A 21,064-nucleotide genomic window follows, 5' to 3' on the forward strand; every position below is an offset into this window, starting at 1 on the left:
CGGGGCCGGGCGGCCGGGGTGGCCCCGCCGCCCGGCCCGGCGGCCGGCGGGCTCAGCCCCAGGACGTGCCCCGCTCCAGCGCCACCAGTTCGAACGCCGTCTTCCCGTCCAGCGACTCCCGGACGATGTCGGCGTGACCGGCGTGCCGGGCGGTCTCGCGGATCAGGTGCAGGGCCAGCCAGCGCATGGAGACCCGCCCCTCGGGCGGGAACCAGGGGTCGGCGGGGAGGGCGAAGGTGTCGTCGAGGCTCGGCACCGACCGCAGGAACCGCTCCGTCTCCGCGGCGACCTCCTCCCAGTACGCGAGCTGCGCGGCCAGGGTCTCGCCGTCGACCAGCGTGAAGCACTCGTGCCAGTTGGACTCGTCGCGTTTCACCGCGGGCGCCTCGCCCCTGGCCCGGGCGAGCCAGCCCTGCTCGACCTCGGCGACGTGCTTGACCAGCCCGGACAGCGACAGCTCGCTCGCGCTGGGGCGGGAGCCCGCCTGCTCCTCGGTCAGCCCGAGCACCGACCGCCGGATGCCGTCGCGCTGCTCCGCCAGGAAGGAGAGCAGTGCTCCGCGCTCGTCGCCCTGCGCCTCGGCTCGCACGTGAGTGACCATGACCGGCTGCCTTTCCTCGGTGCGGCGGGGAACTCCTCCCCGCCCGACACCGACGAAGCTACGAGCCATTGAGGTCAGCTTCTGTCCTCGATGCGCCGACCCGGCCGGGAAGGACCCGGGAACCACCGGGAAGCACCAGAGCGGCGGGAGGACCGCAGGCTTAGAGCTCCGGACAAAAGTGGGGCCGATCAGCGGACACCGTCCGCTGATCGGCCCCACTTTTGTCCGGAGCTCTTAGAAGGGGAACATGCTGCGCCCGTGCTGCACGGAGATCCACTTCAGGGTGGTGAAGGCGTCCAGCGTGGTCTCGCCGTTCAGCCGGCCGATCCCGGAGTGCTTCTCGCCGCCGAAGGGGACGAGCGGCTCGTCGTGGACGGTGCCGTCGTTCACATGGAACATGCCGGTGTCGATCTGCTTGGCGAAGGCGACGCCCCGCTCCACGTCCGCCGTGTGGACGGCGCCGCTCAGCCCGTAGGGCGTGTCGTTGACGATGCGGACGGCCTCGTCCTCGCCGTCGAAGGGGATGAGGAAGACGACGGGGCCGAACACCTCCTGGCGCAGCAGGTCGGAGTCGGCGGGAACGCCGGTGAGCACCGACGGCTCCACGAGGTTGTCGTTGGTGGCGCCGTGCACCAGGGCGGTGCCACCTTCGGCGATGGCCTGCTCGACGGTGCCGGTGACGGAGTCCGCCTGCGAGGAGTTGATCAGCGGGCCGATGACGGTCTGCGGGTCGCGCGGGTCACCGGTCTTCAGGGTCTTGACCTTGGCGACGAACTTCTCGGTGAACTCGTCGGCGACGGAGCGGTCGACGAGGACGCGGTTCGCGGCCATACAGACCTGGCCCTGATGGACGTAGCGGCTGAAGACGGCGGCGTCGACGGCGTAGTCGATGTCGGCGTCGTCGAGCACCACGACCGCGCTGTTGCCGCCGAGTTCGAGGACCGAGCGCTTGAAGTGCGAGGCGCAGACGGTGGCGACGTGGCGGCCGACCTTGTCGGAGCCGGTGAAGGAGATGACCTTGGGAACGGGGTGCTCGATGAAGGCGTCACCGATCTCGGCGATGTCCGTGACGACGACGTTGAGCAGACCGCCGGGCAGTCCGGCGTCCTCGAAGATCTTCGCGATGAGGGAGCCGCCGGTGACGGGGGTGTTCTGGTGCGGCTTGAGGACCACGGCGTTGCCGAGCGCGAGCGCGGGGGCCACGGACTTGATCGACAGCAGGAAGGGGAAGTTGAAGGGGCTGATCACGCCGACGACGCCGACCGGCACGCGGTAGAGGCGGTTCTCCTTGCCGTCGGTCGGCGAGGGGAGGATCTTGCCCTCGGGGCGCAGCGCCAGATGGATCGACTCGCGCAGGAACTCCTTGGCGAGGTGCAGCTCGAATCCGGCCTTCAGACGCGTGCCGCCGAGTTCGGCGATGATCGCCTCGGCGATCTCGGCCTCGCGGTCCTCGACGATGCGCAGCGCCTTCTCGAAGACGGCACGGCGGGCGTAGGCGTTGGTGCGGGCCCACTCCTTCTGGGCGCGCGCCGCCGCCCGGTACGCCTCGTCGATCTCGCCGACGGTGGCTATCGTGATCGAGGCCAGCTTCTCGCCGTCGTACGGATTGAAGTCGATGATGTCCCAGGAGCCGGTACCCGGGCGCCATTCACCGTCGATGTACTGCTGGGCCAGGTCGGTGAAATAGGACGACGACATGTGATCCCTCAATCCCCTGCTGCCGAGGAGGTCGGCGCAGTCGCAGCAGACACCTGATCAACTTCCCGGTCTGATCACACGTCATCGTACTTGCGCCATACGGGAGTTGAGGGTGCTCATCGGCCAACGCCCTTGACATCCACAGGAAAACCGAGGGATTTCCCTCGGGGGTGGCGCCGCGGTCGCGGTCAGGAGAGCTGGAGCAGCCCGCGCAGCAGGTCGCGGCTCTCCCCCGGGCCGGGGCTGTCCTGCTGAAGTTCCTTGAGCGCGTGCTCGTACTGGGCGACGTCCTCGCGCTTGTCCAGGTACAGCGCGCTGGTCAGCTGCTCCAGATAGACGACGTCCGACAGATCGGACTCGGGGAAGCTGAGGATCGTGAAGGCGCCGGACTCGCCGGAGTGGCCGCCGAAGCCGAACGGCATGATCTGCAGCCGCACGTTGGACCGCTCGGAGATCTCGATGAGGTGCTGGAACTGGTCGCGCATGACCTCGCGGTCGCCGTAGGGGCGGCGCAGGGCGGCCTCGTCCAGGACGATGTGGAAGTCGGGGGCGTTCTCGGCGAAGAGGTACTTCTGCCGCTCCAGGCGCAGCGTCACGCGCCGTTCGACGTCGGCCTCGCTCGCGCCCTTCATGCCGCGCCGCACGACCGCGCGGGCGTACGCCTCGGTCTGGAGCAGGCCGTGCACGAACTGCACCTCGTAGGCGCGGATCGCGGACGCGGCGCCCTCCAGGCCCACATAGGTGGGGAACCAGCTGGGCAGCACGTCCGAGTAACTGTGCCACCAGCCGGCGACGTTGGCCTCCCGGGCGAGGGCGACGAGCGAGGCGCGCTCCATCTCGTCCGTGATGCCGTACAGCGTCAGCAGGTCCTCGACGTCCCGCGTCTTGAAGCTCACCCGGCCCAGCTCCATCCGGCTGATCTTGGACTCGGAAGCGCGGATGGAGTAGCCCGCCGCCTCACGGGTGATCCCGCGCGACTCGCGCAGCCGCCTGAGTTGCGAGCCGAGCAGCATGCGCCGCACCACCGATCCTGGCTCTCCCGCGCTCACGTTCGCCAGCCTCCCCAACGTCCTTAGGCGCCGAAGTCTGCCACTAAATCACTCCGAGCAGTACTCGCCCGATTACAGAGATGGAAATAAGGCAACTCATGTGCACAGGAAGGAGCAAGCAGAGGACAAGGGGGTGGCAGGGGAGGGCCGAGAAGATGGCGGAAAAAATGGCCAAGAAGCGGTACGGGCGGGTCCAATTCGGTCACGTGCACGTGCATCTGCCCTTGCATCTGCTGTGCGCATCCGAAACCATGGTCCCGCGCCACCGCTGCATCGCAACGACCGCGAATTCCCGGGAGTGCCTCGCATGGGGACGAATGGATCGACCATGCTCGAGCCGTTACGGCAGGGCCTTCCGCCGCTGGATCCCGCGGCCGTGTCCAGCGCCGCCTCCTGCGCTCTGCCCGCCCGTTACGAGGCCGTGCGCGAGGCCAGACGCTTCACGCGCAGAACCCTCGACCAGTGGGCGATAGACGAACGCTTCGACGACGTCTGTCTGGTCGTCTCCGAACTGGTCACCAACGCCCTGCGCCACGCCCTGCCGAACGGCACCGCCTGCGACGCGGAACAGCACCCGCCCGTGCGGCTGCATCTGATGCGCTGGACCGAGCGACTGGTGTGCGCGGTGCGCGATCCCAGCCACGAGAGCCCCGCGACCCGTCCGGCGGACGACTTCTCGGCGGAGTCGGGCCGCGGCCTGTTCCTGGTGGACTCCTTCAGCGACGGCTGGGGCTGGCACCCGCTGGCGGGCACGCTCGGCGGCAAGGTGGTCTGGGCGCTGTTCCATCTGCCGCCCCCGGCGGAATAACGAACCGCGGCGCTTCCTGGCGCCGCGGTTCTACGCGCGTTACGTGCGATATGCGCGTTACAGGCTTTACGTACGTCATGGGTGTCGTGAAAGGGCGCGCGGCCCCGGCCGCCCCCGGCCCGGACCGTCAGCCGGCGATCAGATGGTCGAACTCGCCGTCCTTGACGCCGAGCAGCATCGCCTCGATCTCGGCCCGCGTGTAGACGAGAGCGGGACCGTCCGGGAACCGCGAGTTCCGCACCGCCACATCGCCGCCCGGCAGCCGGGCGAACTCCACGCAGGACCCCTGCGAGTTGCTGTGTCGGCTCTTCTGCCAGGCCACCCCGTGCAACTGCGTGGCCGCCATGCCGTTGTACACGTCGTACCCCCCGTCAACATCGTGGTCCACAGGTCGCTCCCAGGTGGTGCACTGGCTGGTGTGGCCAATTGATGCAGTAGTCAACTGCCCTGGATCATAGCCCCGTTCATGTGCGGATGCATGGGCAGATGCACGTGCACGCCGGGTGTTCCCGCGATTACAGCTTTGACGACCCCTTTACCGAAGCCGTTACGGCATGTGCCCCGAAGCCGGCGGCGCATTCGCGCGTGCACTACGAACAGACGCACGGCGGGACCTCTGTGTTCCACCCTCCACATGATCGTCCGATGGGCAGGATGACGGATCGGCATCGGTCCCGCGGACGGACGGCGTCCGTTCCCTGGCGTAGTCGCGACGTTCCGCTTCTACGACACCGGGACCGCGCGGACTCGACGCCAGGCCCGGGCGCGCGACGGCCGGAACCACTGGTCCCCGCGGACGACCGGGGAGTCCTCCCCCGGTGCGGGACAGGGCATCGGATCCGGCGCGGCGCCGGAGTCCGCTCTTCGCCGGAGCCACGGCCGTCCGGCACGCGGACACCTCTGGACGCAGGCCCCGGATCCGCTCCGGCGGACGGGCCCGGAGGCGGTACGCCGACCGGCGGTGCCGTCCCGGACGGCGCGTCGGCGCCGCGCCGCCGGACACCGCCTTCCGGCCGTCGGGGTCCCACGGTTTCGGCCACGGAGGCGGGGGTTCCGTGCAACGGCGGAGGCCGAAAAGGCGCGTCCCGGAGGTCCCCGGAGGTCCCTGGGGTCCTGGTGATCCCGGTGATCCCGGTGATCCCGACGGTCCCTGCGGTCGCTGCGGTCCCTGCGGTCCCGATGGTCCCGGTAGGGATGCCTCCCGTACCGCCGCCCCCTCGGGTTGCGGCGGGCCGTGCTGGTAGCTTGCTGCGGTCCTCCCGGTCCGCGGGCCGGCCGGCTTACTGCTTGGGAGTTTCCAGTGACTTCGGCGACCTTCTCGCGACCTTCGCGCGGTGCGGCGCGCGGGGCCTCCCGCCGGTGGGTGCGGCTCACCGCCCTGGGTGCCGGGCTCACGGGCGTGCTCGCGCTGAGCGCGTGCGGCGGCGGTGGCGGTTCCACGGACGAGTCCTCGACGAGCCCGACGGCCACGGCCACGGGGACCGCGGACACCGGGGGTACCGGCAAGGCGACCGCGGCCGCCGACTCCCTGGAGGGCAGCTGGCTCGCCACGACCGACGGCCAGGCCGTGGCCCTGGTCGTCACCGGCAGGCAGGCGGGCCTCTTCGCCACCGGCGGCAATGTGTGCAGCGGCACCGCGGGCGAGGAGGCCGGGATGCAGATGATCCACCTCAAGTGCACCGACGGCAGCGGGAAGCGGACCACGGGGATGGTCGACTCCGTCAACAGGACGACGCTGAAGGTCACCTGGCAGGGAGGGCTCGGCAAGGAGACCTACACCAGGTCGGAGGGCGGGCAACTGCCCTCGGGACTGCCCACGGCGAACCTCGGCTCCTGAGAAAAACGGGGTCGCCCGACGGGACCCCCGGTCCATGCGTGATGATCCAGGGGCACCGACACGACCTCAGGGGAACTCATGCGCGCCTTGCCCATCACCGTCACCGCCCTCGCCGCGGCACTCCTGCTCACCGCGTGCGACAGCGGCGGCGACACCAGTGACGAGAAGACCGCCGGTGGCGGCGCCGCCGGCACCGCGTGCGCGATCGGCAAGGTCGGCCTGGAGGTCGGCCCGGTCAACGCCGCCCCGGCCGCCGGGGACACCGGCAACGTCTCCGTCACCGTGACCAACACCGGGTCCGAGTGCACGCTGGACGGCTTCCCGGCCGTCACCCTCCGGCACGGCGGGACCTCCGCCGAGGTCCCCCACGACGAGGCCGCGCAGGCGCAGAAGCTGACCCTCGCCAAGGACGCGACCGCCTCCTTCACCCTCACCTACGTGCGCGGCGCGGCGGGCGGCTCCAAGAGCTTCGCGGCCGACGCCATGAAGTTCGGCTTCCCCGGCGCCGACGCCACCCACAGCTTCGACTGGTCGTACGGCGATGTCGCGCTGAAGGACGGCACGGACAAGCCGGACGTCTCGGTGAGCGCCTTCCAGCAGTCCGGCGACTGACGCACGACGGCGGGCCGACGGCAGGTCGACAGCCGGACACGGCGGCGGACCGGGGGCCGCCGCCGGGTCAGGGCAGCCGGGGCCTGGAGCCCATCCGGGCCCGGTCGGCCGCCTCCATGCCCTCGGTCCAGCCCGCCTCGTCGCTCACCCCGCGCAGCCGGGTCGTCACCGTCTGCGGGAACATGCGGTCCGTGGCCGAGGAGACCGCGACCTCGCGGGAGGCGAGGACGGGCAGCAGGTCGTCCGTCACCTGCGTCCTCGCCGCAGCCGTCAGCCGGCTGCCGATGCGATGGGCGTACGCGGCGAGGAACGACTGCCGGAAGGTCTTGGTCCGCTTACGGCCGCCCGCACGCTGGGCGGCCTCCGCCCGGGTCATCGCCGCCGTGGCCTGCACGAGCAGCGAGGTGTACAGGAGTTCGACCGCCGTCAGGTCGGCCTCGAAGCCGACGACGGTGGAGAAGCCGAGCGGTTCGTTCCACACCGCCCGGCAGTGGTTCGCGCCGGCGACCGCGTCCAGCAGCACCGCCTTGGCCTGCTCGTACGGCGGCTCGACCCCGATCCGGCAGGCGCCCGGGGCGTCGGGGGCCGGCGCGCGGGCGGCGAGCAGCGCCTCGTCCACACTGTGCCGGGCCATGAGCTCCTGCGCCTTGGCGCTCAGCGCCTCCGCCTCCTCCGGGAACCCGGTCGCCTCCGCCTTGGCCAGCAGCGCGCGGATCCGGCCGAGCATCCGGGTGTCGGACCCGGTGCCGGCCTGCCGTCGCACGGGCTGCGCCAGCGGCTCCAGGGTGGGCAGCCGGAGCAGCAGCCGGTACAGCTCCAGGACCGTGCCGGCCCGCGAGAAGCGGTCGGTACCGGCCGGAGCGCCGATCGCGGCCAGCTCGTCGAGCTGCGCCGCCCAGCGGGGACCGCGCGGACCGTCCGCGGGCGCCTGCGCCCGGATCAGCGCCACGCACAGGCGCAGGTGCACGTCGTCCAGCTCGCGCCGCACGTGCCGGACGAGGTCGGCGGGCTGCCAGCCGCGCCGCCAGGCCGCGGCCACGAACTCCCTGCCGCGGGCGTCGAGTTCGGCGTCGGCCGCCGGGTCGGACGCGAGCAGGGAGGCGCCGGAGTCGAGGGCGGTGTCGGTGGCGTCGTAGAGGGCGGCCTCGAAGGCGCGCTCGACGGTGCTGGTCGTACGGCTCACCCGTCGATCGTGCCACGAGGTCCCGGGACGTCGAAGCCGCCGGTGTCTCAGCCCCCGAAACCCGGTCGCCCGGGGCGCCGCGCGGATTCCAGCATGGCCGTCATGGTGGACACATCCTTGTACGCGGCGTTCCTCGTCAGCGCTTTCGCGCTCTGCGTCTCCCCCGGCCCCGACATGATGTTCATCGTCGCGATGGGCGGGCGGGGCGGGCCCACGGCCGGGGTGATGGCGGCCTTCGGGGTCGCCTGCGCCATGCTCGTGCACTCGGCGGCCGCGGCGCTCGGCCTGTCGGCGCTGTTCGCGGCCCTGCCGGCGCTGTACCACGTGCTGCGCTGGGCGGGGGCGGCCTATCTGCTGCACCTGGCCGTGAAGGCGTTCCGGGACCGGTCGCCGGCGGGCCCGGCGGGCGCGCCCGCCGGGCCCGGGCTGCGGCGCGCTTTCTGGCAGGGCGCCGTCACCAATCTGCTCAACCCCAAGGTGATCCTGTTCAACATCGCTTTCCTCCCTCAGTTCGTCGATCCGGAGCTGGGACACGTGCGGGAGCAGCTCCTGGTGCTCGGACTGACCATCGTGACCATGGGCTTCGTGGTGGACGGCTCGGTCGGGCTGCTGTCCGGGAAGCTGTCCGCGCTGCTGCGCCGCAGCCGCCGGGTGGCGCGCGGGCTCGACGTGTTCAGCGGGACGGTCTTCACGGCGCTGGCGCTGCGGCTGGCCGCCTCTCCCCGATAGCCCCTTTTCGGAGATCCCCTCCCGGAGGTCCCTTCTCGGACAGCTCACCCTCGACTGTCAACCACGAGTTGACGACTCTAGCATGTCAACCTAAGGTTGACACATGTCGACGCAACCGACCATCACGTCATCCGTCCGTCTCGACGACCTCATCTCCGCGATCAAGAAGGTCCACGCGGAGCCCCTCGAACAGCTCCAGGACGCGGTGCTCGCCGGTGAGTACCTGGGCGAGGTGGCCGACCACCTGATCGGCCACTTCGTCGACCAGGCGCGCCGCTCGGGCGCCTCCTGGACGGACATCGGCAAGAGCATGGGCGTCACCCGGCAGGCGGCACAGAAGCGGTTCGTGCCGAAGGAGTCGATCGACCTCGACCCCAGCCAGGGCTTCAACCGGTACACCCCGCGCGCCCGCAACGTGGTCATGGCCTCCCACAACGAGGCCAAGGCCGCGGGCGGCACCGAGGGCCTGCCCGAACACCTCGTCCTCGGCCTGCTCGCCGAGCCCGAGGGACTCGGCGCACGGGCGATCGCCGCGCAGGACGTCTCCCTGGACGCGGTCCGCGAGGCCGCGACGGCCGCGCTCCCGCCGGCCGCCGAAGAGGTCCCGGAGCTGATCCCGTACGGCCCCGCCGCCAAGAAGGCACTGGAACTCACCTTCCGCGAGGCGCTCCGCCTCGGCCACAACTACGTCGGCACCGAGCACATCCTGCTCGCCCTGCTGGAGTTCGAGAACGGCGAGGGCGTGCTGAGCGGGCTCGGCATCGACAAGGCCCGGTCCGAGGCGTTCGTCGTGGACCTGCTGGAGACGATGCGGCTGGACCAGGAGCAGACACAGGAGCAGACACAGGAGCAGACACAGGAGCAGACACAGCCGCAGGACCCGGACGGGGAGCGGGAGGAGAAGGGGTAGCCCCCGCGGCGGTCTGCCCTCGGCCGGGGCACGGTGGCCGGGGCACGGCGGGCCCGGCCCGAGCCGGTCGGGGAACCCGGGGACCGGGTCACCTGGAAACCGGGAAGCCACAGGTCGGGGCCGTTGTCAGAGGGTGCTGCGAGACTCGGTGCGTGGCCGACCGGTGGGCGCTCGCTCCGACCGAGGACGGTGGCGTGGAGATCGCCCCCCTCGGTCCGGACGGGCTGCCCGCCGCGCCGGTGGTGCGGGAGCCGGACCTCGCCGAGGCCGTACGCCGCAGGCCGGAGGTCTTCCGCTGGGTGTGGCGCGCCACCGCTGAGGTCTACCCGCGACTGCTCGCCACGGGGGTGCGGGTCGAGCGGTGCTACGACATCGAGGACGCCGAGACCCTCCTCCTCGGCCACGAGGGCCGTTACGGCGAACCCCGGTCGGCGGTCGCCGCCCTCGCCCGGCTGCGCGGCGGTCCGGTACCGCCCGATCCGCGGCAGCGGTCCGCGGAGCCCGGCGCGCAGTCACCGCTGTTCGAACCGCAGGGCACCCGACTGCCGCTGACGGACCTCGTCGAGGTCCACGCCGAGCAGCAGCGGCGGCACGACCGGTCCGCCCACCCCGACCGGCTGCGGCTGCTGACGTCCGCGGAGTCGGCGGGGATGCTGGTGGCGGCCGAGATGAACCGCGCGGGACTGCCGTGGAGCGCGGACGTGCACCGCGAGGTCCTGCGCGAACTGCTCGGCGAGCGGTACACCGGCGGCGGTGAGCCCCGGCGTCTGGCCGAGCTCGCCGACGAGGTGTCGGCCGCCTTCGGCCGCCGGGTGCGGCCCGATCTGCCCGCCGACGTCGTCAAGGCCTTCGCCCGGGCCGGCATCAAGGTCAGATCGACCCGGCGGTGGGAGATCGAGTCCCTCGACCACCCGGCCGTGAAGCCGCTGATCGAGTACAAGAAGCTGTACCGCATCTGGGTCGCGCACGGCTGGTCCTGGCTCCAGGACTGGGTGCGGGACGGGCGGTTCCGGCCGGAGTTCCTCGCGGGCGGGACGGTCACCGGGCGCTGGGTGACCAACGGCGGCGGGGCCCTGCAGATCCCCAAGGTCATCCGGCGAGCCGTCGTCGCCGATCCCGGCTGGCGGTTCGTCGTCGCGGACGCCGACCAGATGGAACCGCGCGTGCTCGCCGCGATCTCCCGTGACCCCGGTCTGATGGAGGTGGCCGCCCGGCAGGACGACCTGTACCAGTCCGTCTCCGACCGCGCCTTCTCCGGTGACCGGGCCCAGGCCAAACTCGCCGTGCTCGGCGCGGTCTACGGCCAGACCTCCGGTGACGGCCTGAAGAACCTCGCCGCCCTCAGACGCCGGTTCCCCAGAGCGGTGGCGTACGTCGACGACGCGGCGCAGGCCGGCCAGGAGGGCCGGCTGGTGCGGACGTGGCTGGGGCGCACCTGTCCGCCCGCGGCCGGGGCGGGCGACGAGGGAGCGGAGGAAGCGGGGATGCCGCAGGAGGAGCCGGCCGGGCAGCTCGTCGAGCAGGGCTGGATGCCCGGATACGCCTCCACCGACGCCCGCGCCCGCGGCCGCTTCGCCCGCAACTTCGTCGTCCAGGGCAGCGCGGCCGACTGGGCCCTGCTGCTGCTCGCCGCGCTGCGGCGGAGCTGTGCCGACATGGCGGCCGAGCTGGTCTTCTTCCAGCACGACGAGGTGATCGTGCACTGCCCGGCGCACGAGGCCGACGCGGTCGTGGCCGCGATCCGGGAGGCGTCGGACCTCGCGGGACGGCTGACGTTCGGGGAGACCCCGGTGCGGTTCCCGTTCACGACGGCGGTGGTGCGGTGCTATGCCGACGCGAAGTGAACGGCCGCGGTCCGCGGCCCCGCGCACGGTCGGGCAGGACGTTCTTCGGACACGAGGAGGACGGCTGATTCAGCAGGGTGCGGCGAGCAGCGTCACGAGTTCCGCCACGACCGCCTTCTCGTCCGTCCCGTCCAGTGCCGCGAGGGCGGCGCGCCACTCCTCGTACGCCTCCTCGACACGTCCCCGCTCCCGCAGCAGCAGGCCGAGCTGGTGCCGGGCGAGCCCGCCGGTGTAGCGGTCGGCGCGGGCGTCCGCGCGGCGCAACAGCTCGGCGCACTCACGGGCGGCGGGTCCGCCGCGCCCGAGCAGCCGCAGGGTGCGCACCAGGCCGAGCCGGGTCTGGGACTCGCCGTGCCAGTCGCCGTGGCCGCCGCGGATGCGCCGGCTCTCCTCGAAGTGCGGCAGGGCGGCGGCCGGTTCGCCCAGGGTCAGATGGGCGTAGCCGATGTTGCAGTGCGCCGAGTGCTGCACGATGACGGCGCCGATCTCGTCGCCGAGGGCGAGGGAGCGCCGGTGCTGCTCGATCGCGGCCCGGGGGTCGGTGTGCTCGTACAGGTTGCCCAGGTGGCTGTGGGTGACGGCCTCGCCGTACGGGTCGTTCAGCTGCCGCGAGTACTCCAGGCTCTGCCGCAGCGCCGCACCGGACTCCTCGTACCGGCCGAGCCCTTCGAGCAGCAGACCCCGGTTGTTGAGGCAGCGCCGGATCCGGGAGAGCCGCTCCAGCCGGCTCCAGAGCGCGAGGGCGCGGTCGTTGAGGGCCAGCGCGTCCTTCTGGCGGCCGGTCAGAAAGTGCAGGGCGGCGAGATCGCCCAGCGCGTGGGCCTCGGCCGCCTCGTCCCCGAGCCGGCGCGCCGCGGCGAGCGCGGCCCGCCCCAGCACCTCCATCTCGGCGAATCGCCCGCTGCGCTGGACGTAGGGGAACAGGAGCCGCAGGAGGGTGGAGACATGGGCGGTGGTGACGGCCTCCACCGTGTCCGCCGGGTGGCGCCGGACGAGCGTGACGATGTTCTCCAGCTCCAGGTCGCCCCAGGCGAAGGCCTCCTCGGGGCCCCCGAACGGCGGTACGCCGTGGGCCGGGTGTCCGGGCGGCTGGGACGCGGTCGGACACCGGCGGTCGTCCTGCTCGTAGCCGGGCTCCACGATCGCGGTGAGGACCCGGTCGGCGACGGCGGCGTACCAGCGCAGGGCGAGGACGGCGGCGGGTTCGCCCTCGGCACGCGGGCCGGGCTCCGTGTCGGCCAGTTCGCGGGCGAAGTCGCGCACCAGGTCGTGGGGGACGTAGCGGCCGTACGCCGTCTCCTCCAGGAGTGCCACGTCGACGAGGCGGTCGAGGGCGGCCTCGGCACGGCGTTCGTCGGTGCCGGTGAGCCGGGCGAGCAGCGGCGCGCCGTACTCGGGCAGATCGAGCGCGCCGATGCGGCACAGCGCGTGGGCCGCGTCCCGGTCGGTCTCGCGCTCGGAGGCGGCGAGCGCGTCGTGCGCGACGGCCAGCGAGCGGCGGACGCTCAGATCGTCGTACTCCAGATGGTGCAGCCGTCCCGTGGCGGCCAGTTGACCGGCGAGCACGTCCGGGGTGAGAGCGCGACGGGCGGCCAGCCGGGCGGCGACGACGCGCAGGGCGAGCGGGAGCCGGCCGGTGAGCTCGACCAGCGGATGGCCGGCGTCGAGGCCGTCGCGACCGGAGACCGTGCGCAGCAGCGCCGCGCTGTCCTGGTCGGAGAGCGGGCCGAGCGGGAAGCGGCGGGCGCCGTCGAGGGCGGTCAGCGGGGAACGGCTGGTGACGATCACCGCGCAGCCGGGTCCGGCCGGCAGCAGCGGACGTATCTGCGCGGCGTGCGCGGCGTCGTCCAGCACCATCAGCGTGCGCGTCGGCGCGAGCAGGGAGCGCAGCAACGCGGTGGCCGCGTCCTGGTGTTCGGGGATGTGGCGGAGGTCGGCACCGAGGTCGCGCAGCAGGGCGGCGAGCGCCTGGGCGGGGGTGAGCGGGGTCATGCCCGGGGTGGCGCCGTGCAGGTTGATGTACAGCTGGCCGTCGGGGAAGCGGTCCCGCAGACCGTGCGCGACATGCAGGGCGAGGGCGCTCTTGCCGACCCCGGCCATACCGCTGACGACGGCCAGCGGGAGCGGGAGGGAGGAGAAGGCGGAAGCGCCGTGCGCGCCGTCTGCACCGTCCGTGCCGTCCGTGCCGTCCGTGCCGTCCGTGCCGTCCGTGCCGGGAGGGTCGACTGCGAGGGTCCGGCACAGGGCGTCCAGGACCTCGCGGCGCCCGGTGAAGTGCGCGGGCGCGGGCGGCAGCTGGGCGGGTCGGGGCGCGGGCGGGACGAGGCCGACCCGGGCGTGCGGGACGACGTCTTCGGCCAGGGCGGACGGGACGCCTTCGGCCGGCGCTTGCGGGGTCGGGGTGTCCGCCTCCCCCGGCACGGCCGGACCGCTCCGCACGGCCGGTGCGTCCGACACGCCACCCGCGCCAGGCACGCCGGATCCGCCGGGCACCCGGGGTGCGGCAGGCACACGGAGCGCGGCGGACGCGGCGGGCACCGCAGTCCCGGCAGGCGCGGTGAGTGCGCCGGGCGTGCCCCTCAGCACCTCCACATGCGCCTCGCGCACGCCGGGGCCCGGCTCGACGCCGAGCTCCCCGACCAGACGGCTGCGCAGATCGCGGTGGACCGCGAGGGCCTCGGCCCGGCGGCCGGTGCGGTGCAGGGCGAGCATCAGCTGACGGTGGTACGACTCGCGCAGCGGGTGCTCGGCGGCCAGCGCGGCCAGCTCCGGCACCAGGGCGTCGAGCCGGTTGCCGCCCACGGCGAGCTCGGCGTCGTAGCGCCAGTCCTCCAGGAGCAGTCGCGCCTCCTTCAGCCGCTGGACGAAGGCGTACCCGCCCACCTCGGACGGCAGCCCGCTCAGCGGGGTGCCCCGCCACAGCGCGAGCGCGGACCGGCACTCGCGTACGACCAGTTCCCAGTCGCGGGCGGCATGCGCGCCGCGCGCCACGGCGAGGTGTCGTTCGAACACGTGGAGGTCCAGTTCGCCCTCGTCGACTCGCAGCACGTATCCGGGCGGCGTCGCGCGCAGCCGTTCCGGTTCGTCGAGCAGTCGGCGCAGCCGGGTCACGTGGTTGTGCAGCGAGGCCTGCGCGGAGGCGGGCGGCGCGCCGCCCCACAGGGTGTCCTTGAGCGACTCGACCGGGACGACCCGGCCGGCCTCCAGCAGCAGCGCGGCCAGCAGGGTCCGCACCTTGCGACTGCCGACGGCACGGACATCAGGGGCGCCACAGGTGTCATGGGTGTCACGGGTGCCGCAGACGTCGTACAGCACAGGCGGTCCCAGCAGTCCGAACCGCAGCGCGCACCCCATCACGCCGCTCACTGCACCTTCCCGCACGCCTGTCCGTCAGCGCCCTCCGGAGGGACCGGCGCATGGGCCGATTCTCGCTCCTGTACAACAGGATCCCGCCACCGCGTCGCGCCACTGCGCCACGGCGATCCGTCCGCCGACGCCCACGGCGGCACGGCCGGTCCGCCCGTACCGCCCATCGCTTTCCGGCCGGACGAGCGACGGCGACGGAGCAGACCGTTGGCCACATGTTAGCGATCTGTTGGCCGGGCCTGATGTGATCATTCCATCGGATCCGGCCCCGACGGCGCGCGCGTCGACGACGCGGAACTCGGGGGAGTGTCGCCGCCCCGGCCGGGTCCGGGAACGCGAGGGGTCCCGGTCGTCAGAGGTGAACGACCGGGACCCTGTCCGCGTTCTCAGATGACGGGCGGCCGCCCCAGCCTCGTCAGCCGCCAGACGGTCCGCCAGCGCATGGGCCGGCGTTCCCCGGCCGGCTCGCGCAGCCCTTCCACGAAGCCGCCGAACCAGGCCCGCAGTCCGCCGGCCGACCGGGTGCGCAGCAGGGTGACCAGGATCCACACCCCCAGGTGCACGGGGATGAGCGGCAGGGGCAGCCTGCGCCGGACCAGCCACACCCGGTTGCGGGCGGTCACCCGGTGGTAGATGGCGTGCCGGGCGGGCGAGGTCTTCGGGTGCTGGAGCAGCAGTTCGGGTGCGTAGAGGATGTGCCAGCCCGCGTCGGCGGCCCGCCAGGCCAGGTCGGTCTCCTCGTGCGCGAAGAAGAACGCGGCCGGCCAGTCGCCGGTCTGCGCCAGCATCGCCATGCTCAGGGCGTGGCCGCCGCCGAGGAATCCGGTCACGTATCCGCCCCGCATCGGGTCGGCCGCCCCGGCCCGCGGCACATGCCGTCGCTGCGTCTCGCCGTGCTCGTCGGCGATGCGGAAGCCGACGACGCCCAGCCGCGGGTCGGCGGCGTACAGGTCCCGCACCCGGCTCAGCACGTCGGCGTCGACGAGCAGGCCGTCGTCGTCGAGCTCCACCACGACGTCGACGTCGCCGAACTCGCGCAACCGGGCGAGGGCGACGTTGCGGCCGCCCGGACAGCCGAGGTTCTCGCCCTCCTCGACGACCGTGACCTCACCGGGCAGTGCCAGCCGCCGCGCGAACTCGGGCAGCCGGCAGCCGTTGCCGACGATCACGATCCGGGCGGGCGCGAGGTCCTGCTTGGCCACCGACTCCAGCAGGGCGTCGACCTCGGCGGGCCGGTTCCCCATGGTCACCACCGCGACGGCGATTCTCGGCTCCACCAACATCCCTCACCCCATCCGGCCGACGGCGATGCCCGTCGTTCACCAAGATGTTGCCCCAGGTGAGGGAGGTCCCTCGACTCCGGTTAACTTTGCGTCCCGTTTGCGGCAATTTTCCTTACGGCGGGGGGAGTTGAGCCTCCCCCCTGACCAACCCTCCGCCCGGCTCAGGCGTCGCCGAGCTCCCGGAGGTCGACATGGCCCGCCTTGAAGTCCGGCGCGTTCATGTCGACGCCCATGTTGCCGGGGTCGACGGCCTCGACCCTCCACAGCCGGTTCGCGATCTCTACCGTGCCGCCCTTGCGTACGTCGTCGTAGAAGGCGAGCTGCCCCTGGCCGGGCGCCGTCACGCTGATCGAGGCCCGCGCCGGACCCTCCTGGACGTCGGTCACGACGGCTCCCATGGCGGGCCCGTTGTCGGGCACGTGCCAGCGCAGCCGCCAGTGACCGTCCTGTGTCGTCGGCCACGTGGCCATCTGTGCTCCCTGGTCGGTGCCGCTGTGGTCCGCCGTGGTGAGGACCACGCGGTAGGTGCAGATCTGGGCGACCGTGTAGGAATGCCCGCCGAGAGTGACCTTGCCTCCCGGCGCCACGGTCCGCCTGCCGTCGTCGGCGGACAGCACGGCGGTGCGGTGCCTGCCGTCGGCCGCCGCCTCCGCGTAGGTCGCCTTGCCGCCGGCCGGCAGTGCCGTGGCACCGCCCCGCAGCAGATGCACCCCTGAGGTGCTCTTGGCACCCTCGCACTCCGGGCCCTTGTCGGCGGCCGGCGCGGGCTGGGAGGACGAGGCGGACGCCGGGGGCGTCGTACCGTCCGACGCCTCGGGCGTCCCCGTACCGCCGCAGCCGGCCAGCAGCAGCGTGAGGCAGACGGCCCCACCGATTCTCGTGTTCCTCACCCTGCCACCTGCAACTCCTGGGGACTGTTGAAGTACTTCTCGTACTGTTCGGGCGTCGCCTCGACGTCCAGGGCGCCGCCGCCCCACGGATTGCCGAGGATGACCTTGCCGTCGGCGGTGAACCCCTTGACGTAGAACACGTGCCGGCTGACGAAACTGCTCTTCCACTCGTTCGGCACGTCCTTGGGGTCGACCGACCCGGTCGCCACGATCACCGGGTGGTGCGACTCGAACGACTTCCTGAGGGCGTCGACGTTGTTGTCGATCGACTTGGAGTCGTGCCCGGTCACGTACGGCGGCGCCTTGTCGGTGTTGTCCCACTCGGTGGCGCCGTAGTCGCCGCTCTCGGCCCGGTCGTAGAGCTTGTCCCCCTGGTGGTTGTCCGGGGTGCCGCCGTCGTCGCCGCCGTACATCAGGGCGAACGCCTTCTCGTAGTACGCGGGCCAGGTCTCCTTGTTGCCGTGCGCCGACACCAGGTTCCCGTTCCCGTCCATCGGCAGGTCCGGGGTGACGGTCACCCAGTGCTGCTTGCCGTCCTTGTCCCAGATACGGACGTCCACCGTGCCGTTGGGGTTCTGCTTGATGCCCTCGGCGATGAACTTCGGGTTCGCCTGGGCCGTCGCGGTGAGGGACGCGATGTACCAGCAGTCCGCGAACTGCCCCTGCGAGACGCTCGACGCGTCGACCTTGCCCGGGGTGGCGAACAAGGGGTCGCCGGGCGTGCCGTAGTGCATGCCCTGCACACCCTGTTGCAGCTGCGAGTTGTAGCCCTGCAACCAGGCGTCCGTGGTGTCGAAGCCCGGCTGGATCCCCGGGAACGCCGCCTCCAGCTTGGCCCAGTGCGAGGGCCCGGACTTCTTCAGCAGCAGGCTGAGGTGGTCGCGGAACTGGCCGTCGGGGATGCCGTCGTGCGACTCCCACCACCACATGCCGCTGTCGTCGGTCTTCTTCGCCAGGTCGCCGTAGCGGCGCAGGTCCTCGGCCGGGACCTTGGCGAAGAAGGCGTCGAGCTCGGCGGCGGTCATGCCGTCGAGCATGCTCTTGACCTTCTCCAGGTCGTCACGGTTGCCGTCGTCGCCGAAGTCCTTGCCGTCCAGGGCCGCCACGGCCGCCAGCGCGTCGGTGATCTTCTTCTCGTCCGGCGCGTTCTCGTCGGCGAAGGCGAGCGCCGGGTCGATGGCGTACCCCTTGTCGAGCAGGCCGTTGCACAGGTCGAGCTGGTTGCAGCGGCGCGTGATCGAGTCGGACATGTCGTGCAGCTCGTGGCCGAGCGACCCCGGCAGGGTGCCGCCGCCGAACGGCCAGACCGACAGGGGGTTGCCGACCAGCGGCTGGAGGGCCGCGCTCGTGGTGGCGGGCTTTCCGCGCAGCAGGCTCTGGGCCTGGGTGAGCACCGCGGAGACGTCACCGTGCAGTTTGCCCGCGTTGTCGCCGAGCGTCTTCAGGTCGCGGCCGAGGCCGCGTATCTTCGCGCTGTCGAATCCGACGAAAGGCATCGGCTCATCCCCCGGGCTTGTCCGACTTGGCGGCCTTGGCGGCCTCCTCGTCGAGGTTGTGCGCCTCGGTCTCCCAGCGCCGCGCGTCCGCCATGAGATCACCGGCCATGGAACCCAGCGACTTCTTGCGGGCGCCCAGCGTCGCGGTGGACGTGTCGGCGAACGGCCCCTTCCAGATCGCGGGCGTCGCCTGCTTCACCGCGTTGTCGAGATAGCCGCCCAGCGACCCCGCCAGGGCCCTCGCTTTGCGGGCGCACTCCCGCAGGTCCTCCGCCCGCTTCCGCAACTGCGCGGGCGTCTCGCCCTGTTCGTCCCCCGGTCTGCTCATGTCATCCCCGTAGTCGATAGGCCGCAAGGCACTGGCAGCCCACGCTAACAAAGGGCGGAAACGCTCAAGTACCTTTGCGTATCGGACAGTTACCGTACTGACACGAAGCGGCCAGGGAAGAACGGCGGAAGGACCGGCGCCCGGCCCCCGCCCCGGCACCCACCCACCTCGTCGCGGACTCCACGTCGGCACCGTCACCCGCCCGAACGGGCCGGGCCTCGGTACACCCTCGATCACGCAGATCCATCGACCCGCCCGGCACCGGCGAGCTCGTCATCGACGCAGGCGCCGTCGGACACGAAGAACGAGAAGCGCGACGACCACCTGCGAGCCCCTGCCGGATTCGAACCGACGGCCTACGCATTACAGATGCGCAAGCTCCCCCGGACCCATTTCGGACCCATTTCGGACCCATCGGGCCTGATTTCCCGCTTCATCAGGTGAGGGGCCAGGCCATGCATCGATGACGAAAAAGCAAAAGCCCCAGGTCACGGCGAGTGAGTCCTGAGGCTTCCACAGAGCCGCCTTCGGGATTCGAACCCGAGACCTACGCATTACGAGTGCGTTGCTCTGGCCATCTGAGCTAAGGCGGCGCGCTGTCCGCACCATGGTGCGATCAGCAACGTCGGTAAGTCTACACAGTTTCGAGGGGTGCTTCGTACCGGCCCCGGAGCGGGGGCTTCGGGGCCGGTGATCAGGGCTACGAACAGCGCTTTCCGTCGGCCGGCGGGGTGCCGTCGAGGAGGAACGCGTCGATCGAGGAGTCGATGCACTTGCTGCCACGGCCGTAGGCGGTGTGGCCGTCGCCCACGTAGGTGAGGAGGCGGCCCGAGGAGAGCTGGGCGGCCAGGGACTGGGCCCAGCGGTACGGGGTCGCCGGGTCCCGCGTCGTACCGACCACGACGATCGGGGGCGCGCCCTGCGCCTGGATGCGGTGCGGCTCACCCGTGTGCCTCACCGGCCAGTACGCGCAGTTCAGGGAGGCCCAGGCCAGGGTCGCGCCGAAGACCGGGGAGGCCTTCTCGAAGGCGGGCAGGGCTTGCTGCACCTGCTCGGGGCCGTTGAACGAGGGCGGGAGGTCCAGGCAGTTCACCGCCGCGTTGGCGAACATCAGATTGCTGTAGTGGCCCTGGGAGTCGCGTTCGTAGTAGGTGTCGGAGAGGGTGAGCAGGCCGGCGCCGTCGTTGTCCTTCATCGCCGAGTCCAGCGCCTCGCGCAGCTGCGGCCAGGACGTCTGGTCGTACATCGCGGTGACCACGCCGGTGGTGGCCAGGGCCTCCCCGAGCTTGCGGCCGTCCGGGTCGCCCGTGGGGATGGGGTGGGCGTCGAGCTTCCGCAGGAAGGCCTCGAGGCTGTCGCCGACCTGCTCGGGCGTCTTGTCCTTGCTCTCCAGCGGGCAGTCGGCCTGCCGCACGCAGTCCTTCGCGAACGACTGGAAGGCCGTCTCGAAGCCCGCCGTCTGGTCGAGGTTCGTCCGGTACGCGGACAGCGACGGGTCCAGCGCGCCGTCCAGGACCATCCGGCCCACCCGCTCGGGGTACAGGCCCGCGTACGTCGCCCCGAGGAGCGTGCCGTACGAGGCACCCAGGTAGTGCAGCTTCTCGTCGCCCAGCACCGCCCGCAGGATGTCCATGTCCCGGGCCGCCTCCACGGTCGAGACATGGCGCAGCAGCCGGGGGGAGTTCCGGCCGCAGCCCTCGGCGAACTTCTTGTACGCGGCGACGAGTGCGTCGACCTCCCGCTGGTCGTCGGGCGTGACGTCCGTCTGCGTGTACGCGTCCATCTGCGGGCCGTCGAGACATACGACGGGCTCGCTGCGGCCCACGCCCCGCGGGTCGACGGCGACCATGTCGTAGCGGGCGCGGACCTCGGCGGGATAGCCGATGGCCGCGTACTGCTCGAGGTAGTCGATCGCCGAGCCGCCCGGCCCGCCCGGGTTCACCAGCAGCGAGCCCAGCCGCGCGCCCGGTCCGGTGGCCTTCTTGCGGGCCACGGCCAGCCGCACGTCACCGGCGGCGGGATCGGCGTAGTCCAGCGGCGCCTTCATCGTGGCGCACTCGAAGCCGGGGGCACCGCAGCTGCGCCAGGTCAGCCGTTGCCGGTAGTACGAGGCGAGCGCGGACGGCGTGGCCCGGGGCAGGGCGGTCAGCGCCGGCGCCGCCGCGGTGGTCGCCTTGGCCGCGGTGGCCGCGGCGGTCGTGGTGGTCCCGGAACTCGTCACTCCCCGGGGGGAGCACGCGGAGACGAGCAGGGCCGCGACGCCGAGCAGGATGCCGACGCCGCGCGTCGTGACGGTGGCTCGGAAGCGGTGCTGTGGGTTTCGGCCGGTCGGACGAGGAGCGCGCCTGGTGTGCATCAGGCGAGCCTAACTCTGTGCGACGCCGTGGATGCGCTGCGCACACGAGGTGCCACCGTACGGGTTATGCCGTC

17 protein-coding genes and 2 tRNA genes are annotated in these 21,064 nt (G+C 72.1%); 6 read left to right on the forward strand and 13 right to left on the reverse strand.

The window, feature by feature from the left end; all coding sequences use genetic code 11:
• Nucleotides 1-52 precede the first annotated feature (52 nt).
• From ACZ60B_RS19340 to ACZ60B_RS19350, 3 genes are all read right to left on the reverse strand, one after another.
• Nucleotides 53-601: a DinB family protein gene (locus ACZ60B_RS19340; RefSeq protein WP_469388454.1), complete on the reverse strand. Its 549-nt coding sequence runs from the start codon at nucleotides 599-601 to the stop codon at nucleotides 53-55.
• A 234-nt stretch (nucleotides 602-835) separates the two neighbouring features.
• Nucleotides 836-2,299 (reverse strand): aldehyde dehydrogenase family protein, encoded by a 1,464-nt coding sequence (locus ACZ60B_RS19345; RefSeq protein WP_469388455.1) that lies wholly within the window; start codon nucleotides 2,297-2,299, stop codon nucleotides 836-838.
• 188 nt (nucleotides 2,300-2,487) lie between these two features.
• Complete coding sequence (locus tag ACZ60B_RS19350; RefSeq protein WP_469388589.1) at nucleotides 2,488-3,312, reverse strand: helix-turn-helix domain-containing protein; 825 nt, start codon at nucleotides 3,310-3,312, stop codon at nucleotides 2,488-2,490.
• 343 nt (nucleotides 3,313-3,655) lie between these two features.
• On the opposite strand from ACZ60B_RS19350, the gene ACZ60B_RS19355 reads away from it, so the two are divergent.
• On the forward strand, nucleotides 3,656-4,156 hold the full coding sequence (locus ACZ60B_RS19355) for an ATP-binding protein (RefSeq protein ID WP_469388457.1): 501 nt from the start codon (nucleotides 3,656-3,658) through the stop codon (nucleotides 4,154-4,156).
• Between the two features lie 127 nt (nucleotides 4,157-4,283).
• On the opposite strand, the gene ACZ60B_RS19360 is transcribed toward ACZ60B_RS19355, so the two are convergent.
• Entirely contained in the window at nucleotides 4,284-4,544 is a 261-nt protein-coding gene (locus tag ACZ60B_RS19360; RefSeq protein WP_469388460.1) for a DUF397 domain-containing protein, read from the reverse strand.
• 912 nt (nucleotides 4,545-5,456) lie between these two features.
• Here ACZ60B_RS19360 and ACZ60B_RS19365 point away from each other — a divergent pair.
• Complete coding sequence (locus tag ACZ60B_RS19365) at nucleotides 5,457-5,993, forward strand: hypothetical protein (RefSeq protein WP_469388461.1); 537 nt, start codon at nucleotides 5,457-5,459, stop codon at nucleotides 5,991-5,993.
• 78 nt (nucleotides 5,994-6,071) lie between these two features.
• Nucleotides 6,072-6,605 carry a DUF4232 domain-containing protein gene (locus ACZ60B_RS19370; RefSeq protein ID WP_469388463.1) on the forward strand — a complete coding sequence of 178 codons (534 nt, stop codon included), beginning with the start codon at nucleotides 6,072-6,074 and terminating at the stop codon, nucleotides 6,603-6,605.
• A 67-nt stretch (nucleotides 6,606-6,672) separates the two neighbouring features.
• Here the strand turns inward: ACZ60B_RS19370 and ACZ60B_RS19375 are convergent, their stop codons facing one another.
• The gene (locus ACZ60B_RS19375; protein ID WP_469388464.1) at nucleotides 6,673-7,788 is read right to left on the reverse strand and encodes a DUF2786 domain-containing protein; all 1,116 of its coding nucleotides are present in this window, start codon (nucleotides 7,786-7,788) and stop codon (nucleotides 6,673-6,675) included.
• A gap of 102 nt (nucleotides 7,789-7,890) precedes the next feature.
• Between ACZ60B_RS19375 and ACZ60B_RS19380 the strand changes: the two genes are divergently transcribed.
• The 3 genes from ACZ60B_RS19380 to ACZ60B_RS19390 all read left to right on the forward strand — a co-directional run bounded on the left by ACZ60B_RS19380 (nucleotide 7,891) and on the right by ACZ60B_RS19390 (nucleotide 11,271).
• Nucleotides 7,891-8,517, forward strand: a complete 627-nt coding sequence (locus ACZ60B_RS19380; RefSeq protein WP_469388466.1) for a LysE family translocator — start codon at nucleotides 7,891-7,893, stop codon at nucleotides 8,515-8,517.
• 103 nt (nucleotides 8,518-8,620) lie between these two features.
• A complete protein-coding gene (locus ACZ60B_RS19385) occupies nucleotides 8,621-9,427 on the forward strand; it encodes a Clp protease N-terminal domain-containing protein (protein WP_469388468.1) in 807 nt (268 codons plus the stop codon).
• 152 nt (nucleotides 9,428-9,579) lie between these two features.
• Nucleotides 9,580-11,271: a bifunctional 3'-5' exonuclease/DNA polymerase gene (locus tag ACZ60B_RS19390; RefSeq protein ID WP_469388470.1), complete on the forward strand. Its 1,692-nt coding sequence runs from the start codon at nucleotides 9,580-9,582 to the stop codon at nucleotides 11,269-11,271.
• A 69-nt stretch (nucleotides 11,272-11,340) separates the two neighbouring features.
• Here the strand turns inward: ACZ60B_RS19390 and ACZ60B_RS19395 are convergent, their stop codons facing one another.
• From ACZ60B_RS19395 to ACZ60B_RS19430, 8 genes are all read right to left on the reverse strand, one after another.
• Nucleotides 11,341-14,625: an AfsR/SARP family transcriptional regulator gene (locus tag ACZ60B_RS19395; RefSeq protein ID WP_469388591.1), complete on the reverse strand. Its 3,285-nt coding sequence runs from the start codon at nucleotides 14,623-14,625 to the stop codon at nucleotides 11,341-11,343.
• A 398-nt stretch (nucleotides 14,626-15,023) separates the two neighbouring features.
• Complete coding sequence (locus ACZ60B_RS19400; protein WP_469388472.1) at nucleotides 15,024-15,920, reverse strand: glycosyltransferase family 2 protein; 897 nt, start codon at nucleotides 15,918-15,920, stop codon at nucleotides 15,024-15,026.
• 161 nt (nucleotides 15,921-16,081) lie between these two features.
• A complete protein-coding gene (locus tag ACZ60B_RS19405) occupies nucleotides 16,082-16,810 on the reverse strand; it encodes a hypothetical protein (protein ID WP_469388474.1) in 729 nt (242 codons plus the stop codon).
• Nucleotides 16,807-18,306: a C2 family cysteine protease gene (locus tag ACZ60B_RS19410; RefSeq protein WP_469388476.1), complete on the reverse strand. Its 1,500-nt coding sequence runs from the start codon at nucleotides 18,304-18,306 to the stop codon at nucleotides 16,807-16,809. Before ACZ60B_RS19410 ends, ACZ60B_RS19405 begins: the two co-directional genes overlap by 4 nt.
• A gap of 4 nt (nucleotides 18,307-18,310) precedes the next feature.
• Nucleotides 18,311-18,634, reverse strand: coding sequence for a hypothetical protein (locus tag ACZ60B_RS19415; protein ID WP_351614868.1), 324 nt, complete (start codon nucleotides 18,632-18,634; stop codon nucleotides 18,311-18,313).
• Between the two features lie 327 nt (nucleotides 18,635-18,961).
• Nucleotides 18,962-19,036: transfer RNA gene (locus tag ACZ60B_RS19420), tRNA-Thr, on the reverse strand.
• A gap of 117 nt (nucleotides 19,037-19,153) precedes the next feature.
• Nucleotides 19,154-19,227, reverse strand: a tRNA-Thr gene (locus ACZ60B_RS19425).
• Between the two features lie 107 nt (nucleotides 19,228-19,334).
• The gene (locus ACZ60B_RS19430) at nucleotides 19,335-20,990 is read right to left on the reverse strand and encodes an alpha/beta hydrolase (RefSeq protein ID WP_469388478.1); all 1,656 of its coding nucleotides are present in this window, start codon (nucleotides 20,988-20,990) and stop codon (nucleotides 19,335-19,337) included.
• Nucleotides 20,991-21,064: the final 74 nt, after the last annotated feature.

This window comes from Streptomyces sp. NPDC104096, from assembly GCF_055584385.1.